Annotated in this window: 15 protein-coding genes, 1 other RNA gene and 3 pseudogenes; 5 read left to right on the top strand and 14 right to left on the bottom strand. The window is 36.9% G+C overall.

The window, feature by feature from the left end; translation table 11 throughout:
* Nucleotides 1–7 precede the first annotated feature (7 nt).
* Nucleotides 8–357: RNase P RNA component class A (rnpB, locus tag RHABOEDO_RS02705), an RNA gene on the top strand.
* 12 nt (nucleotides 358–369) lie between these two features.
* On the opposite strand, the pseudogene RHABOEDO_RS02700 reads toward rnpB, so the two are convergent.
* Nucleotides 370–1,317 (bottom strand): annotated as a pseudogene (locus tag RHABOEDO_RS02700) (tyrosine recombinase XerC); the annotation flags it as partial.
* 62 nt (nucleotides 1,318–1,379) lie between these two features.
* Between RHABOEDO_RS02700 and RHABOEDO_RS02695 the strand changes: the two are divergent.
* Nucleotides 1,380–2,969: an ABC-F family ATP-binding cassette domain-containing protein gene (locus tag RHABOEDO_RS02695; RefSeq protein WP_434062181.1), complete on the top strand. Its 1,590-nt coding sequence runs from the start codon at nucleotides 1,380–1,382 to the stop codon at nucleotides 2,967–2,969.
* On the top strand, nucleotides 2,947–3,702 hold the full coding sequence (locus RHABOEDO_RS02690; protein WP_215216889.1) for a TrmH family RNA methyltransferase: 756 nt from the start codon (nucleotides 2,947–2,949) through the stop codon (nucleotides 3,700–3,702). Before RHABOEDO_RS02695 ends, RHABOEDO_RS02690 begins: the two co-directional genes overlap by 23 nt.
* A gap of 279 nt (nucleotides 3,703–3,981) precedes the next feature.
* On the opposite strand, the pseudogene RHABOEDO_RS02685 reads toward RHABOEDO_RS02690, so the two are convergent.
* The 9 genes and pseudogenes from RHABOEDO_RS02685 to RHABOEDO_RS02645 all read right to left on the bottom strand — a co-directional run.
* Nucleotides 3,982–4,182, bottom strand: a pseudogene (locus RHABOEDO_RS02685) (transposase family protein); the annotation flags it as partial.
* Between the two features lie 11 nt (nucleotides 4,183–4,193).
* On the bottom strand, nucleotides 4,194–4,469 hold the full coding sequence (locus RHABOEDO_RS02680; protein WP_220017908.1) for a hypothetical protein: 276 nt from the start codon (nucleotides 4,467–4,469) through the stop codon (nucleotides 4,194–4,196).
* A pseudogene (locus tag RHABOEDO_RS02675) lies at nucleotides 4,373–5,166 on the bottom strand (IS5 family transposase). Before RHABOEDO_RS02675 ends, RHABOEDO_RS02680 begins: the two are co-directional and overlap by 97 nt.
* A gap of 53 nt (nucleotides 5,167–5,219) precedes the next feature.
* On the bottom strand, nucleotides 5,220–5,765 hold the full coding sequence (locus tag RHABOEDO_RS02670) for an IS630 family transposase (protein ID WP_281069561.1): 546 nt from the start codon (nucleotides 5,763–5,765) through the stop codon (nucleotides 5,220–5,222).
* 40 nt (nucleotides 5,766–5,805) lie between these two features.
* Nucleotides 5,806–6,093 carry a helix-turn-helix domain-containing protein gene (locus RHABOEDO_RS02665; protein ID WP_220017444.1) on the bottom strand — a complete coding sequence of 96 codons (288 nt, stop codon included), beginning with the start codon at nucleotides 6,091–6,093 and terminating at the stop codon, nucleotides 5,806–5,808.
* Nucleotides 6,094–6,197: 104 nt separating this feature from the next.
* Nucleotides 6,198–7,832, bottom strand: a complete 1,635-nt coding sequence (locus tag RHABOEDO_RS02660; protein ID WP_215217730.1) for a hypothetical protein — start codon at nucleotides 7,830–7,832, stop codon at nucleotides 6,198–6,200.
* Nucleotides 7,820–8,527: a hypothetical protein gene (locus RHABOEDO_RS02655; RefSeq protein ID WP_215217731.1), complete on the bottom strand. Its 708-nt coding sequence runs from the start codon at nucleotides 8,525–8,527 to the stop codon at nucleotides 7,820–7,822. The genes RHABOEDO_RS02660 and RHABOEDO_RS02655 overlap by 13 nt, the downstream gene beginning before the upstream one ends.
* A 58-nt stretch (nucleotides 8,528–8,585) precedes the next feature.
* On the bottom strand, nucleotides 8,586–9,239 hold the full coding sequence (locus RHABOEDO_RS02650) for an IS30 family transposase (protein WP_220017730.1): 654 nt from the start codon (nucleotides 9,237–9,239) through the stop codon (nucleotides 8,586–8,588).
* A gap of 32 nt (nucleotides 9,240–9,271) precedes the next feature.
* Nucleotides 9,272–10,285 carry an IS30 family transposase gene (locus RHABOEDO_RS02645; RefSeq protein ID WP_215216525.1) on the bottom strand — a complete coding sequence of 338 codons (1,014 nt, stop codon included), beginning with the start codon at nucleotides 10,283–10,285 and terminating at the stop codon, nucleotides 9,272–9,274.
* Between RHABOEDO_RS02645 and RHABOEDO_RS02640 the strand changes: the two genes are divergently transcribed.
* Both RHABOEDO_RS02640 and RHABOEDO_RS02635 read left to right on the top strand, forming a co-directional pair.
* Complete coding sequence (locus RHABOEDO_RS02640; RefSeq protein WP_220017729.1) at nucleotides 10,272–10,448, top strand: hypothetical protein; 177 nt, start codon at nucleotides 10,272–10,274, stop codon at nucleotides 10,446–10,448. The two genes, RHABOEDO_RS02645 and RHABOEDO_RS02640, sit on opposite strands and share 14 nt — an antisense overlap.
* Before the next feature lie 415 nt (nucleotides 10,449–10,863).
* Nucleotides 10,864–11,316: a hypothetical protein gene (locus tag RHABOEDO_RS02635; RefSeq protein WP_215217234.1), complete on the top strand. Its 453-nt coding sequence runs from the start codon at nucleotides 10,864–10,866 to the stop codon at nucleotides 11,314–11,316.
* Here RHABOEDO_RS02635 and RHABOEDO_RS02630 read toward each other — a convergent pair.
* The 4 genes from RHABOEDO_RS02630 to lon are packed head-to-tail and all read right to left on the bottom strand — an operon-like array spanning nucleotide 11,313 to nucleotide 16,228.
* Nucleotides 11,313–12,212 (bottom strand): ribonuclease Z, encoded by a 900-nt coding sequence (locus RHABOEDO_RS02630; RefSeq protein ID WP_215217233.1) that lies wholly within the window; start codon nucleotides 12,210–12,212, stop codon nucleotides 11,313–11,315. The two genes, RHABOEDO_RS02635 and RHABOEDO_RS02630, sit on opposite strands and share 4 nt — an antisense overlap.
* Nucleotides 12,209–13,324 carry a rhomboid family intramembrane serine protease gene (locus RHABOEDO_RS02625; RefSeq protein ID WP_215217232.1) on the bottom strand — a complete coding sequence of 372 codons (1,116 nt, stop codon included), beginning with the start codon at nucleotides 13,322–13,324 and terminating at the stop codon, nucleotides 12,209–12,211. Before RHABOEDO_RS02625 ends, RHABOEDO_RS02630 begins: the two co-directional genes overlap by 4 nt.
* Nucleotides 13,315–13,830 (bottom strand): adenylyltransferase/cytidyltransferase family protein, encoded by a 516-nt coding sequence (locus tag RHABOEDO_RS02620; protein WP_215217231.1) that lies wholly within the window; start codon nucleotides 13,828–13,830, stop codon nucleotides 13,315–13,317. Before RHABOEDO_RS02620 ends, RHABOEDO_RS02625 begins: the two co-directional genes overlap by 10 nt.
* Nucleotides 13,811–16,228, bottom strand: coding sequence for an endopeptidase La (lon, locus tag RHABOEDO_RS02615; protein ID WP_215217235.1), 2,418 nt, complete (start codon nucleotides 16,226–16,228; stop codon nucleotides 13,811–13,813). Before lon ends, RHABOEDO_RS02620 begins: the two co-directional genes overlap by 20 nt.
* Nucleotides 16,229–16,339 lie beyond the last annotated feature (111 nt).

Raw genomic sequence — 16,339 nt, 5'->3', positions numbered from 1 at the left:
TTTGCACGGGGAAAGCTAAGCAATCGCTGTTTTTAATAAACAGAGGAAAGTCTGGACTTCGCAGGAAAAGATACCAGTGAAAGACTGGGGGCTGCAAGGCTACGGAAAGTATAACAGAAAATACACCGCCCTAACAGGACAGGCTGAAAATGCTAGCTTTAAGAGTTAGCCCCACTCTCAGAGATGAGAGGTGAGATAAACCCTATCTGAAGCAAGAAAGTAATGAGCGTTGTTTTTATGAACAATCTGTTTTTCCGCAGAGCTCATTAGAATAAAATCGCTTGAGGGGTTTGGCAACAGACCTCCTAGATGAATGATTGCTCAACGACAGAATCCGGCTTAATGCTTTCCCGTCTTTTCTTGTGCTAGAGGATGTGCTTTATCATACACTTCTCTCTTCAAACGAGAAGAAACTTGTGTATAAATCGTGGTGGTAGCCAAACTATTATGTCCAAGCAACATTTGAATGGTTTTTAAATCCATCCCCTTTTCTAGCCAATGTGTTGCAATGGTATGCCGAATGGTATGAGGTGTAATGGTAGCTGCTAAACCGCTTGCTTTGAGGTATTGCGTAAAATGACGATCGATGGAACGAGAACTCAATCTTTTACCCCACTTATTTAAAAAAACAGCTTGAGGGTCTTCCTCTCTTCGATGAGAAGAGCTATCTTGATCTCGAAGAGAATGGTTTATATAGTTATCTAGCCAATGAGCTGCGGTTTGAGTAATAGGAACTACTCTTTCTTTTTTCCCTTTGCCACGAACTTTGATCAATAAACCTTGTATATTTACATCCTGTCTATTTAACCCGATTAACTCACTCAAACGCAACCCGCTACTATAGAACAACTCCATAATGCATCGATCTCTATAGCCTAAATAGGTCTTTGTATTAGGTTGTGCTAGTAGTTGCTCTATTTGTTGATAACTCAAAGAAGTAGGGATTTTTTTTTCTAATTTTGGAGTAGCAAGCTCAGTTAGAGGATTTGTTTCTAGCTTCTTGTGTTTTACTAAATAGGTAAAAAAAGAACGCAAGCAAGACAATCTGCGATGAATCGTTTTTTTAGAGAGCTGTTTTTCTGCTAAAAATGCTAAATAGCTACGAATCGCCTTTTTATCTACCTTCTGCATTAAAAAAGAAGAGGCATTTTTTTTTATATCTAACTCTGGCATAAGTAAAATTATATTTTGAAAAAAATGCTCAAACTCTTGCATATCAATACTGTAGTTACGCAATGTATGCTGAGAGACCTGTTTTGCAGTGGATAGATAATGCAAAAAAAGCGCACATGCTTTGGAAAAGCTTAATTCAGCCATAACGCTTGTTCTCCTTTTCTATCTATGCTAGAATACGAGGCAATTTTCTGAAATAGGCTAAAATTATGATTACACTACGAGATATTTCTAAAAAAATAGGCGCCCGAACTCTTTTTGAAGATGTAACGATTACCTTTAACTCAGGCTGCCGCTATGGACTTACCGGTCCAAATGGGGCTGGCAAGTCTACTTTGTTTAATATTATTTTAGGAATAGACGAGCCCTCTTCTGGATCTGTAACATTACCTAGGAAAGTGGGATTTCTCAAACAAAATATTGCACAGTTTAGCGAGATGAAAGTAATTGATGTGGTAATCACGGGCAATAAACGCCTTGCAGAAGCCTTGTCGGAAAGAGATGCTCTTTATGAATTGGAAATAACCGATGCGATTGGAATTCGTTTAGGTGAATTAGAAGAAATCATTGCAGAAGAAGATGGGTATAGTGCGGAATCCGATGCAGAAGTATTCTTAAATGGCATAGGTATTCCCCCTGAATGGCATCATAAAAAAATGCATTCTCTTCCCTCGGATAGACAGTTTCGAGTTTTGCTCTGCCAAGCATTATTTGGCAGTCCAGAAGCTCTTTTATTAGACGAACCAACCAACCACCTCGATTTAGAATCGATCGGTTGGCTAGAGAGATTTCTACACAATTACAATGGGGTCCTGATTGTTGTAAGTCACGATCGCCATTTCTTAAATGCGGTAACAACACAGATTGCTGACTTAGATTATGAAACCATCATTATCTATCCTGGTAATTATAACGATATGTTAGTTGCAAAAACATCGCTCCGGGAAAAAACAGAGTTAGAAAACAAATCAAAAGAGAAAAAGGCAGCCCAACTCAAAGAGTTCGTTGCACGCTTTAGCGCAGGAACACGCGCTAGTCAAGTACAATCTCGTCTACGAGAAATCGAACGATTAGAGCCTCAAGAGTTAAAAAAATCCAATATTCAACGCCCCTATATTCGTTTTTATCCCCCTGAAAAAGTCTCTGGGCAAACGGTTTTCAAAGTCAAAGATATCTCTAAATCCTATGATGAGACTCTTGTTTTCAACCTCCTCAATTTTGAAGTCAGTCGAGGAGATAAAATTGGATTGATTGGAAATAACGGTAAAGGGAAAACCACACTCATCAAGCTCTTAGCAGGAATACTACCCCTAGATAGCGGCTTTATTGAAGTAGGACATCAAGTTCAAATTGGTTATTTCCCCCAAAATCATTCTGAAGTAATCGATAAGAAAAGTAATATGACAGCCTTTGATTGGCTCAAAAATAGAAGAGAAGGAGTCAACGATCAAGATATACGTAGCATCTTAGGGAAAATGCTTTTTTCCGGAGATGATGCTTTTAAATCAATCGCACATCTATCAGGGGGAGAAACCGCTAGGTTAATCTTAGGTGGTATTATGTTGTGCAACTATAATGTTTTACTACTAGATGAGCCAAATAACCATTTAGATTTAGAAGCGGTATCTGCCCTATCTTGGGCATTAGAGGATTTCAAAGGCACAGTCATTGTTGCTAGCCATGACCGTGATCTATTGAACAATGCAACCAATAAAATCATCGCATTTGAAACTGCAAAACCATGTGTATTTGAAGGAAACTTAGAGGGATATCTTGCAGCTAGAGCAACTAAATAGAGCTTTAAGCTATACAGAAACAGAGTTTCTTAAGCTATCTGTAAAAATGCGCCACACCTGGGCAGCGCGTACTTTACGCTATTATCATCTTAAAGCTAAAGATACGCTCTACCGCCGCATAGAATCCTGGCTGGAATTGCCCTTACTTGATTTGCAAGATATCAAAGCGCTCTGTGATCGTTATCATTTTCACTTAGCGCAAATAGGTCAATCTTGGCAAGAACACAATCTGTTTGCATCTCATCAGAAATCAGATATCGATTCTGATATCCCTTTTTTACAAATAGGGGTTTACCTAGATAACATTCGCTCTGCTTTTAATGTGGGTAGCATTATTCGAACAGTAGAAGCATTTCGCTTAGGCCCCATTTACTTCGCTAAGCAAACCCCCTATATTGATAACCCTAAAGTGCAAAAAACCTCGATGTTTACCTTTGATAAAGTAAGCTGCTATCAAAATAGATCCTTGAAACAACTCCCCAAGCCTTTAATTGCTTTAGAAACCGTTCCAAATGCTCCCTCGCTATTTGACTTCACCTTTCCTAAAGAGTTTACCCTCTTATTAGGAAATGAAGAATACGGGTTATCTGATCGAGCATTATCTATGGCTGATCAAGCTCTGCAAATTCCCCTCTATGGCTTTAAGCAATCTCTCAATGTAGCTTCAGCTTTTGCGATTGTAGCGGCTGTGATTAGTAATCAGCAAAGACGTAAAAGCTGTTTCATTAGATAAAGCTCTCATTTATAGATACCTATAAACAATCATATCTCATGGACTAAAACTCTTTAAAATTTTAGATTATTCATGGTTCTTGGGAAGAATTGGGGGCAAGAAATGCGCTGATAATTAGAAGTCTTTTCAAGTTTGAAGTGCACAGAAGAATTAAAAAAAGAATAGGCAGGCGATGAAAGAATCTCTATTGTGATTTTTAACAATAGACCTCTTTCAAAACCCATTAACATAGCTCCAGATTATAAATGCCCGCAATTAGATTGAACCGAAGACCAAACCTTTTTCGTCTATTTCTACGGGTGTTTCTGTGGCATCTATTAAAATAACATCATATTCCATATCGCTTTTTAATAGCTCTTTACGTCCAGGCAGTGCAAATAGGGGATGTTTTATCAGGGTGTATTCTACCCATTTTATTGTTTTATAAGCTGTACTTTCACTGATATTATAGCTCTGGCTTATGTGAAAATAGGTTCTATACTAGTGCCGATTCAAACGGCTAGCTTAATGGGATTTAAGTCAACGACTTGAAACTTGTCGTTTATCCTACATTTCAAAATATCTGTTATTTTCGGTATCTCTTCTAAGAAGAATCCTCTAATTGCCTGAAAAAAAGTCACCGACGTTTCGTAATATCGATTGTATACCGTCTTTTCCTTTAAGAGCCTGTTTAAAATCTTTTCAAAAGTAGAGCAATAAAAGCAAGAACCACCATATTCAGGCTTGTATGTAGTTTTCTTTCGCAATTTTTCCATAGCCTGCGACATTTTTCTATCCACGCAAAAGAAAGCTCTACAACCCATCTTTTGGGAATAACTGTAAAAGTATGAAGTGTATTTCTTTTGGCTATTTCTACTATACATCCTAATATCTCCTGCACACTCTTTGCAAATTTTTCTCCAGAATATCCTCCATCTGCTAAAACATTTTTTACACCGAACAAATGGTTTTTATGTAGTGAAAATGCTTCTATACACCCATTTCTGTCAGTGATATTAGCGGTGGTAATGTGAATCGCATGAGGAAGCCCTTGGCTATCGACTGCTATATGTCTTTTTATTCCTGATATTTTTTTCCCTGCATCATATCCTTATCTTTTCCGCTGTATCAGTATTTTTAACACTTTGAGCATCAATAATTACAAAGCTTGTTTTCTCTTTTCGACCACTGCTTTTTCTGACCTCGCCAACCCATTTTTTTTAAAACTATTTCAAGAATGCTCTTAGAATTTTTATCCTCTTTTTTATTCCAAAGAGGGAAATAATAATCACATCATTCCCATTTAGGATATTCTATGGGTAACATACGCCACTGGCAACCACTTTTTAAAATGTACAAAATTCCACAAAAAATATCCTATAGATCAACTCTTCGTGGACGTGTTTTTTTGCGTGTAGACTCAAGTATTAGATGGATTTTGCTAAATTGTTTACGAGAAATATCGCTTGGATAAGAGCGGGTCATAACTACCTCCAAAGGTTTTATGAAAACTATCATTATACCTTAATGAGAAGATTTTAAACAGGCTCTAAGATCTTCCACAAGCGTTCAATAGGGTTCAAATTCGGCGAATAAGGAGGGAGATAGTGCACTTTAATTCTAGAAGACATCAGAAACTCTTCTAGTTTCTTATTTTTGTTTGATCTCGCATTATCCAAAGTTACATGAATCATTCGAGGCTCTGTCTGTTTTTCTAGCTTCTTGAAAAAATCGAGCATTGCATCGGCATCAACTGTCTTATATTCCTCTGTAAAAATCTTCATTCCTGTCAGGCAAAGAGCTCTAGCAAAATGCAATCGCAATTGTTTCCCGGATGTCTGCAAAGTCTTTTGAACGCCTTTTTTGATCCATCCACATACGGCTTGGGACTGATGTTCAGGATGCACAGCGTCTATGAAATAGATCTCTTCATCAGGGTTTAAGGTCTCCTTTAAAGCCCTATATTGTTCTATGAAAATTCGTTGTTTTTCAGGATCTAATTTCCCAGGAATCTTTTTAGGGCGTTTATAAGCAAATCCGTGCTGTATGAGCCAATCTGTCATGCCACTTCGGGAATATTTTATCCCCTATTGCTCATGCACATAAGCTATGATCCCTTTGACTTTAAGATAGGTCTTTTCCTGTAGGTGTTAGAGACTCTGTTTGGTCTTGTGAAAGTTTTGATTTGCTACCGCCTCGAGGGCTACTTCCAGTTTTATTTTCGGAATCATATTCTCTGAGGTATTCCTGAACAGTGATAGGGCTTATCCGGAGCGTTTTAGCAAGATTTTTTGTTGAGATACCCTCATCATAGCCCAAAATTACACAAAGCCTATTCCGTTCAGAATAGTCTTTTGGATGCTTTAACTTGTGTTCTAAGTCAGCTCTCTGGCTAGGGGTCAGTTTTTTCATGCTCAATAGCTTAACACAAAACAAAATATTTTTCTATACGATTGAATCGGAACCACTATAGATACATTGATTTAGTAACATAAAATATCCCTTTTTTAAACAATCTACGAAAAAGCTTGGATTAATTCTTCTTTCTCTGTTTGAATTTTTTGTATTTCTCTTTTAACTTCTTCCTTGATAAAACGGTATTGGTCAAAATTTTCAATCGTAGGCGCAAAAGACTCAACCGGCTTTCTGTTCCCCAATGCATCAAAATCTTCAGGTCCAAGTATTTCATCAGGAAGTCTTATCCACTTTTTCACTCCAAAATTAGTAAATGCATCACGCATATTCAGATCATAATTATGCCTCAATTTACATTCCCAATAGAAATATTGTGCCTGATCAGTAACACCCGTTCTACGAGCAAAATCTCTCGTCCAATCATTATATTCAAGACCTCTAGTATCATACGTATTTAAAAATCCTTCTTGAAAAAAGTCACGAACCTCTTTTGAGGCTTGTTTAACATGGCTTGGGCTGTTTAGCTGAGAAATCTCCGTAAACACCTGCTTAAGGTTAGCCATAAACTCTTTAGGATCTTTTAACTTTTCTAGTCGCAAACAAGCCTTTCGATATCTAAGTATCGTATCATATTTACTCCCTCTATCTGATTTTGGATCAAAATCTACGGGGATCTCTTTTCTTGTAATAGGAGAAACGCTATCATGTTTAAGATACGCTTTTAAAGCACCTAAATCATAAATGGTTTGCTGATTCGTGGGATCTACAACAGCAGATCGAATCGGTCTGAGTAAAAGAGAGCACTGGATCCTACTGAGAATCGGATCGGTATCGTGTATGTCTTCAGGATAATCAGGGAGTTCGGGAAGTAAACGCTCATACTGACTCTCCATTAGAGATGGGAATACGTAGCTGGGTATGTCTGATACATATTCCCATAAGCTAGAAAAACCTCTAAACAACTCTTGTAAGAAAATTCTATTCCCCCTTGCTTCATCCAAAATACTACGATTGCTTCCAAAATTAGATAGACTGAATAATATTTCTCGAGTTTTTTGGGGCAGATGCGCTAGAGGATCTTCTTCTAAAATACCAAATCTCTCCGGATGTCTGCTTTTTACGATAGTTAGCAACTGCTTAACTTCTCTATCGGATTTATAATGCTTTATCCTTTCTAAGACGTTTAATAAACCCTCTTTATCTTTTGCTCTTAAAAAATCATAGGCATCAGAAGGGTGTAATCGAAGTTCTAAGACTGTCCTCATCTGTTTAAAAGGGTATGTTTTCCAAAGATTTTCAGATAAAAGACTCTTTATAAAGTCCAAACCTACACCGGTATGTAGTATTTTCAAGACCCAAAGACTAGCAATGCATTCTATTCCTTGCGAACTTTTCATAAAGCTTTGCAAAAAATACTTAGAACTAAATAGAGAATAACAGATAGCTATTTGTAACAACCTATCCGTAGGGGACTTAAAAGGCAGGACTTGTTTAACAACGGGAGCAGTCAATACAGCAATCCACATACGAGCATAAGGAATTTCTAAGACCTTATAGAAAAATTTTGTAAGTGCATTTGTATGAGCAAGATTTTCCAAAGCATGTTTGCAACCCAATAATTTTGTTCGAATGTACCTCATTTTTGATTGGGAAGGAGTTTCGCAATCTGTCGTTAAGTATTTTATTCCTTTGGGAAGGATATACCAAACGGCTGAAGTAAGAATTATTGAAGACATTCCTCCCCCCTTAATTTCTCTATGTCTAATTTGGCATTGCTCAGTAATCTATCATCGATTGATGATATACATTCTTTATCTATCTTGCACCCAACTATATCTGCTAGACTAAGCTCTTTCATTGCTTCTAAGAACCCTTTTTGTTTATCAAGTTGCTTAAGAACTGCCCGTGCTCTTCGTGTAATGTTAGACTTTAAGGCAGCTTTTTTTAGTCTGTTTTGTATATTTTTTGTTGCTAAATGATCTACTACAACTTCTTCAGGGCCAAACAGCACGGTTTTAGGCCAGTTTTCTGGAACCTTTTCATTTTCAACAGCTCTAACTAAATTAGACCATTCATAATAAATCGGGTCACTATCAGCTGATTCTCGTATAGCAACTACTTTATAAATCGGCTTTTTAGAAATACCACAAATTCTATCTTGAAAATCATCCTTTAATATATAGGGAATCTTTTTAAAGTCGGTGATTTTTAATCCTCCTACAATTGCTTGGCACTCCTTCCGATTGAGTTTTATTTCAGTTTCCTGGTGCATTATACATTCTCTTGCAAACAAAAATATATTAAGGTCAGTCTGGTCTGGATACTTTTCTCTACAAGTTGATAGCAACTCTTGGTACTCTTTTTTAGAATCAAATAAGCCTGTAGTTACTCTTGCGTGTTTTCTTTTAGGAGTTTTTCTCTTATTTTTCAATGGGCCCTTTCAACCTTGAAGTGCACAAAAAAGAACATATAAATACTTGAAAAAACATCTATTGTGCACCCGAGCATAGCATGTTTGTAGATAATCTCGTAAACACTTCTAGTGGAGTTTCGAAGTTGAGAGCCTTTCTAGGTCTGTTATTTAGTAAAGTTTCCACCCTTTCTATATCCTTGGAAGTCGTATCTAAAAAGCTTTGTGTTTTAGGAAAATATTGCCTAACTAGTCCGTTTGTATGCTCATTTAAGCCTCTTTCCCAAGAATGGTAGGGCGTTGCAAAGTAGAAGTCTGTCTCTAGCTCGAAACTAACCATTTGGTGATAGGCAAATTCTTTTCCGTTGTCTGCTGTTAATGTGTGTACAAAATCTTTGATAGGTTTAAGTTGTTCAATTAACGCTTGACTTACTTCCTCTGCAGTTTTATGAGAAACTTTGGCGAGCTTAGTTAGCTTGGAAGTTCTTTCTACCATTGATACAATTACGCCTTTATGTCCTGCCCCTATGACTGTATCTAGTTCCCAGTCTCCTAAACGAGTCTTTTTTTCTACAATACAAGGCCGTTGCTTAATATCTATACGACCAGGCATGTTCCCTCTTCCAGAAGCTCCCTTTCTCTGCTTGTTATATTTTTTCCCTCGATGACGGAGCTCTCTATAAAGCTGTCCTCCCTGTCGTTTATCTTTGGCCCTTTCAACCTTGAAGTGCACAAAAAAGAACATATAAATACTTGAAAAAACATCTATTGTGCACCCGAGCATAGCATGTTTGTAGATAATCTCGTAAACACTTCTAGTGGAGTTTCGAAGTTGAGAGCCTTTCTAGGTCTGTTATTTAGTAAAGTTTCCACCCTTTCTATATCCTTGGAAGTCGTATCTAAAAAGCTTTGTGTTTTAGGAAAATATTGCCTAACTAGTCCGTTTGTATGCTCATTTAAGCCTCTTTCCCAAGAATGGTAGGGCGTTGCAAAGTAGAAGTCTGTCTCTAGCTCGAAACTAACCATTTGGTGATAGGCAAATTCTTTTCCGTTGTCTGCTGTTAATGTGTGTACAAAATCTTTGATAGGTTTAAGTTGTTCAATTAACGCTTGACTTACTTCCTCTGCAGTTTTATGAGAAACTTTGGCGAGCTTAGTTAGCTTGGAAGTTCTTTCTACCATTGATACAATTACGCCTTTATGTCCTGCCCCTATGACTGTATCTAGTTCCCAGTCTCCTAAACGAGTCTTTTTTTCTACAATACAAGGCCGTTGCTTAATATCTATACGACCAGGCATGTTCCCTCTTCCAGAAGCTCCCTTTCTCTGCTTGTTATATTTTTTCCCTCGATGACGGAGCTCTCTATAAAGCTGTCCTCCCTGTCGTTTATCTTTCCAGATATGATTATAGATGGTCTCATGACTAACATGTTCTTTACCATGTCTTTTAAGCCATCCGGATATTTGTATAGGGCTCCATTGCAACTTGATTTTTTCTTCAATACGGGTAACTATTTGAGGAGTCATTTTTTTATTGGGCTGAGAATTTTTTCTAAGAAATGCTTTTTCTTGAGCTTGCTGATGACGGTATCCTCGTTGCCCTTTATTTCTCTTAAGTTCCCTACTAATAGTGCTATGATGAACTTTTAGAATGTTTGCTATTGAGCTAGATGTATCTCCTCTAGCTTTTAAAATATAAATCTGACATCTTTGGTCATAGGTTAGGTGATGGTAGCCTTTAGGCAAGGTCTCTCCTTGTGTTTGATTGTTAAAAATCACAATAGAGATTCTTTCATCGCCTGCCTATTCTTTTTTTAATTCTTCTGTGCACTTCAAACTTGAAAAGACTGAAGAGATACCGAAAATAACAGATATTTTGAAATGTAGGATAAACGACAAGTTTCAAGTCGTTGACTTAAATCCCATTAAGCTAGCCGTTTGAATCGGCACTAGTATATATTATCAAAAATTGGCAAAAAAAACCAAAAAGTTTTAGAATTAATCCACTCCATCACACTTTGGGACTAAACAAGTAACCCCTTCTTTGTGTGCAATTATGGCATGTCTAATAAAAAACCTAATGATTTATTAATAGACAAAGTCTGTAATTCAATGAATTGATTATCCTATTTGATTATAATTTTTATAAAAAATTTTTTAAAAATTAGATCTATTCTATAAAAACCTTTTATTAAATATTTTTTTTGACAAAAAAACCAAACAAACGCGATACACTAAAAATAAACAAGGAGTTATGTTTTGAAGCTACCCCCTATCACAAACAAACTCTGTAGAGGAGAAAAAAACAAAGAGAAAGCCTATGCGCAGGCTTAAAGAAAAAAAAGAAGAGAATTAAAATGATTAGAATCACTGGTTCCTTTCCTTCTTCTCCCTTGCCCTTTCAAGATCCGATTAAAAAAATACAAAAAGAGCTTTACGATAGTATTGGGCAATTTAAAACCAAATTACAATCTCTAAATGCTGTTAAAGCAAAAGATCCTCAATTTTTAGAAGAATTTGCCTATGGAATAAGACAAGTAAATTCCCTTGTTGAAAAAATAGAAGAAAGCTCTAGGACGTCGTCTGAAGATTTAAAAGATGCAGCCTATATTATGCATAATGTCTTATATCAGTCCTTATACAGTCCAAATAGTGCTTCTGAGACTAGCTTATTAAAAGTAGCTACTAACTTTAAAATAGAAGAAGATTCTGACTTAAGTTTGGTTTTACATAATTTTACAAAACATCCAAATCGCTTGGACATGCTTATTCGAGAGCTTACCGTTATTATGGAAGATCTTGAGAATTAAAAAGGAATGACTTTTAAATCCTCTGCAACAATTGTTCTAGGAAAAATAACAGAGGCTTCTTGTAAAAACTCATTTAAGTCTTGATAACGAGCAGAAAAATGTGTCAATACCAATGTGTCTACGTGAGCTTCTAGGGCAGCTTTAGCTGCTTGTTTAGAGGTTAAATGGTGATGCTTTCCAGCTAAATGTCTATGAGCTTCTAAATAGGTACTTTCACAGAGAAAGAGTTTGGCGTGATCTGCCACTTCAACAAGAGCAGGACAAACCAGAGTATCGATGGCAATAGAGACCACATCTCCTTTGCGAACCCAGCTTACATCCTCTAATTTGATCTTTTTTCCTTGAATGATGAGTTCTTTTTTCTCCTTTAAAAGACGCACATTAGGACCAAAAATTCCAGCTTGTTGTAGTTTTTTTTGATCAAATTTAATTTGGTCTTTTTCTATAACACGCCAAGCTAAGTTATCAACTCCATGTTCTAAAAAGCGCGCTTGAATCAAAAATTGCTCATCCTCATGAACAACTCCTTCCTCAAAAACAGGATGTTCGACGATCTCAATTTGTTGGTGATAGATCGACCCATAGCGCAATCTTTCAAAATAGGTTTGGCCGCTAGCTGGATAATAGCAATGAACTGGATGTGTAACCTTATCCAGGTTTAAGCGCATTAACATAGAGCCCAACCCTAAACAGTGATCCCCATGGAAATGACTAATAAATATACGTGTTACAGAAGTGGGAGCCACATTTGCAAAGATAAATTGTCTCTGCGTTCCTTCTCCTGGGTCAAATAAAAAGCCTTCGGTTTTCCAAAGTAAAAGATAAGCGCCGTGATTGCGGGTGCGTGTATGTTGCTGACTAGAGCAGCCTAAAATAACTAAACAACGCTGACTCATGCAAGTCCTTTTTTAAACCAAGAAAGACATCCTAAAAAAGCTCCGGTAAGACCTCCTACAACGTGTGCGGTATTAGCAATCTGCAAAGTAGGCGCTAGATGATAAAACAGCCTAATCCCCCAGATAACTCCATCCAATACGACCATTGCGGCAACAAAGAAAAATAACAATAAAAGAGCGCTCTTTTGGACAGAATACCCTTCCCAGGGAGCTTTTTTTTGGCGCACCCAAATAAATCCACCCATTCCTACTACTACGCCTGAAATTCCAATAAAATAAGGACCGCTCATGATATATTGTGCCACATTGCTAGCTATGGCAATCAGAAGCACTAACACAAGCATTTTTTTCTTACCTATTTTCAAATCCAGTTGCTTACCAAATAGAAAAAGCCAAGCCATATTAAAAAGGATATGCAAAAAATCACGATGCAGAAAAATAGGCGTAATCAGACGCCAAACTTGTCCCTGTCTGATTTTTTCAAACATCGGAACTTTGCTTATCGCTTGTAGGCCTTCTTTTTGTATAGTGGGGAAAAGCTGCAATACCCCTTTCCAAGAAGGGATGGCTTCTATTTTTTTTAATTCTAATTGAGTTTCTAAAGGTAATTCATCTACACCTTGAAAGGTTTTCATAGGATGCTCTTGAACAAATTGGTTTAACTCCTTAAAGGCTTTTGGATAATCAAACAGCAATTTTTGCATCAATGGTGTTAAAGAGACCTGAAGGGCTAGTGCTCCTTTATTTTTCATAATTTGGCTTTCTTGAAAAGAGTTCCATAAAAATAAAAAACAGCAGATAAAAATTAGAAGAGGAGTAATCCCTCTCCATTTTCGAGAAGTTTGTATCTGAACTACAGAGGGCTCTATTAATTCTTCTTTTTTAGGTTCTTCTTGTATTTGAAATAAAGAGTCATTGGGATTTTGATTAAACTGCAAAAATAATTCTGAAGCTTCTTTAAAATCTTCTTCTCTTTGGATCCATATACGATAAAAAGGTTTTTCCGCAGAAGGATTATCTGGTTCATAAGAGCTTTGTATTCCTTTTTGCAATAAAAAAGAATGAAAGCTAAGTGCTTTTTGCTCTGTGTCAAAAAGGCCTATTAATCGCATATTTTTTTAATCTTGTTAATGATGTAAGAAGTAGATAATCCCGGAATTTTTTCTACAATGTGTATTCTCCCTTTTTGCCTAATGACGGTTTCTTTTTCTATGCAATTTTTTCCATATTCAGAACCATTGACATGTACATCTGGTCGAATTTCTGATAAAATCCGTATAGGGTCTATCTCATTAAAATAGGTGACATAATCAACCATTTCCAAGGCAGCGATTAATAAAACTCTCTGCTTTAAAGGAATAATTGGACGTTTTATATCCTTATACCGTTGAATAGATACATCTGTATTTAAAGCTACAATCAATATATCAGCTTGCAAAGAAGCTTGAAAAATAATCTCTAAATGTCCCTCATGTAAAAGATCAAAAGAGCCATTGAGCGTTGCTATTGTTTTTTTTTCTTCACGCAAATACTTGATTGTCTCTTGAAGATTTTTAGGTTCGATCACTTTTTTACAAATGCTCTCTTCAAAGCAAGAACTACTTGCTAAATGCGACATCAAATACCTCATCATAGTGCGATACGAAATGCATCTGAATCCCTTTTTTGACATAAGTGGGAAGCTCATCGTAATCACGTTGATTTTCCGATGGGAAAATTAATACTTTAGCTCCGGAGCGTTTTGCAGCGATCAATTTTTCCTTAACCCCGCCAATGGGTAAAATCTTACCGGTAAGCGTTAATTCTCCTGTCATCCCTAAATCTTCTATAACAGGTTGATCTTTTAAAAGGGAAAGCAAAGACGTTACCATGGTAATTCCCGCTGAAGGTCCATCTTTTGGAGTAGCTCCTTCAGGGATGTGTAGATGCACCTGAGACTTTTCAAAAAAGCTACCTCCTGGAACATACCGATTCACCTGGCTATGTAAGAAAGTCCAAGCAATTTGAGAGGATTCTTTCATCACATCTCCCACTTGTCCTGTTAATTTCATTTCCATCTTTTCCGCGTGTACTTTAGTTGCTTCCACATACAAAGTAGCACCTCCTAAAGAGGTCCAAGCAAGTCCCATACACACACCCACAGGCGTTCTTTCATAATAACGATCTGTGGTAAAAATGGGCTTCCCTAGAAAATCTTTCACATTACTCTCGGAAATCGAAATCTTTTTACACTCTGTCTCTTTTTCTTGTGCATTAACAACAGAAACAGCCACTTTACGCATAATTTTCTTGATATAATTTTCTAAGCTGCGAACACCTGCTTCTCGGGCATACCCATTGATGATTTGAGAAACTCCATCTTTAGTAAAATTAATATCCGTTGTTTTTAATCCCATGTTTTTGCGATTACGGGGAATTAAATATTTTTGAGCAATTTGTATCTTTTCTTCTGAGATATAACCTGATAAACGCAGGATATCCATGCGATCTTTCAAAGGCTCTGGAATGGTGTCTAGGATATTTGCTGTGACAATGAATAAAATATGGGATAAATCGCAACGAACATCCAGATAGTGATCCAGAAAATCTTTATTCTGTTCTGGGTCTAAAACCTCTAATAAAGCAGAAGCTGGATCTCCATGATAACTGGAGCTCATCTTATCAACCTCGTCTAACATAATGACAGGATTCATCGCTTGAGTAGACTTAAGCGCTTGAACAAGTTTTCCTGGCATAGACCCAATATAGGTACGGCGATGTCCTTTGATTTCTGCCTCATCACGCATACCACCTACAGAAAATCGATAAAAAGGCCTTTTCAAAGCCCTTGCAACGCTTTTTCCAATACTGGTTTTTCCCACTCCTGGAGGACCAACCAAACAAATAATACTCCCTTTTACTCCACCAGAGAGCTTCCCTACTGCAATGAATTCTAAAATTCTTTCCTTGATATCATTGAGTCCATAGTGATCTTTTTCGAGTATTTTTTTTGCAACCTTTAGATCTAGCTTCTCTTCGTTATAAATACCCCATGGAATAATCGTTAACCAATCTAGATAATTACGACATACTGCGTATTCGGCTGATTGGACTTCTAGCACAACCAACTTTTCCATTTCATCTTCAATGACCTGCATGACATCAGAAGGAACGACTCTTTTTTTTAAGCGCCCCTCAAATTTCTCTACATCACAGGTTTTATCATCCTTCTCTAGACCTAGTTCTTTTTTAATGGTCTTTAGTTGCTGTCTGAGAAAAAAATCGCGTTGGGCTTCTGAAATATTGGCTTCTATCTTCTGATTAATACTATTTTGCAACTTGCTTAAATCAATTTCTTTTTTTAATAAAAGCAATGCCTTATCGATTCTACCCTGTAAATCAAAGGTTTCTAGCACTTCTTGTAGTTCTTCTCTGCTAGCTGTTGTTAAAGCTACTGCAAAATCAGCTAATTTCCCGGGCTCGGTAAAGTCGGAATGCCCTAAGAAAATTTGTAGTTCTTCTTTAAATAAAGGGTTTAACTTCAAAAGTTCTTTAATCGTTGTAATAATACTAATTGAATACGCTTTTAGCTCTTTGGAAAGCTGTTTGACTTCATCATGATGATAAGTTAGCTGCGCTTTGAGATATTTAAGGGTTTTAAAAGGTTTGCGTATAGAAATACGTTTTTCCATATTTAAAACTACCTGGGCCCCACCTTGCTCCATAGGAATAATCCGCAAAACACGTGCTAAAACCCCTACTTGATACAAGTCATCAAAGCCAACCTTATAAATATTTGCATTCTCATTACGGGTTAAAAATAAACCCATGCATTTATGTTCTGACTTGGCGACTAGCTTGAGAATTTCGTAAAAGGCGCCTGGTTCAACCACAATAGGCGCAGCCATGCCCGGGAAAAAAGGACGGCGACTAAGAGGGACTATAAATACTTCATGAGGAAAAGACTCAGCATTCTTGCTTCTTGTTTTTTCATTTTTTACAGATTTCTGCATAGCTTTGACTAATGCTTCTTCCATTTTCTCTTCGTTTAAAATCTCTTCCTGTTCTTTTTGACTATCCAAAAAACAATCTCCTAACTGGGATTACATCGAATGCATCATTAATAAAAGGCCATCAATTTATCAGCT

The organism is Candidatus Rhabdochlamydia oedothoracis, from assembly GCF_019453995.1.
In the GTDB taxonomy this organism is placed as follows: Bacteria; Chlamydiota; Chlamydiia; order Chlamydiales; family Rhabdochlamydiaceae; genus Rhabdochlamydia; species Rhabdochlamydia oedothoracis.
Note: the sequence above shows the minus strand (reverse complement) of the source record. Positions and strands in the feature narration are given on the sequence as shown.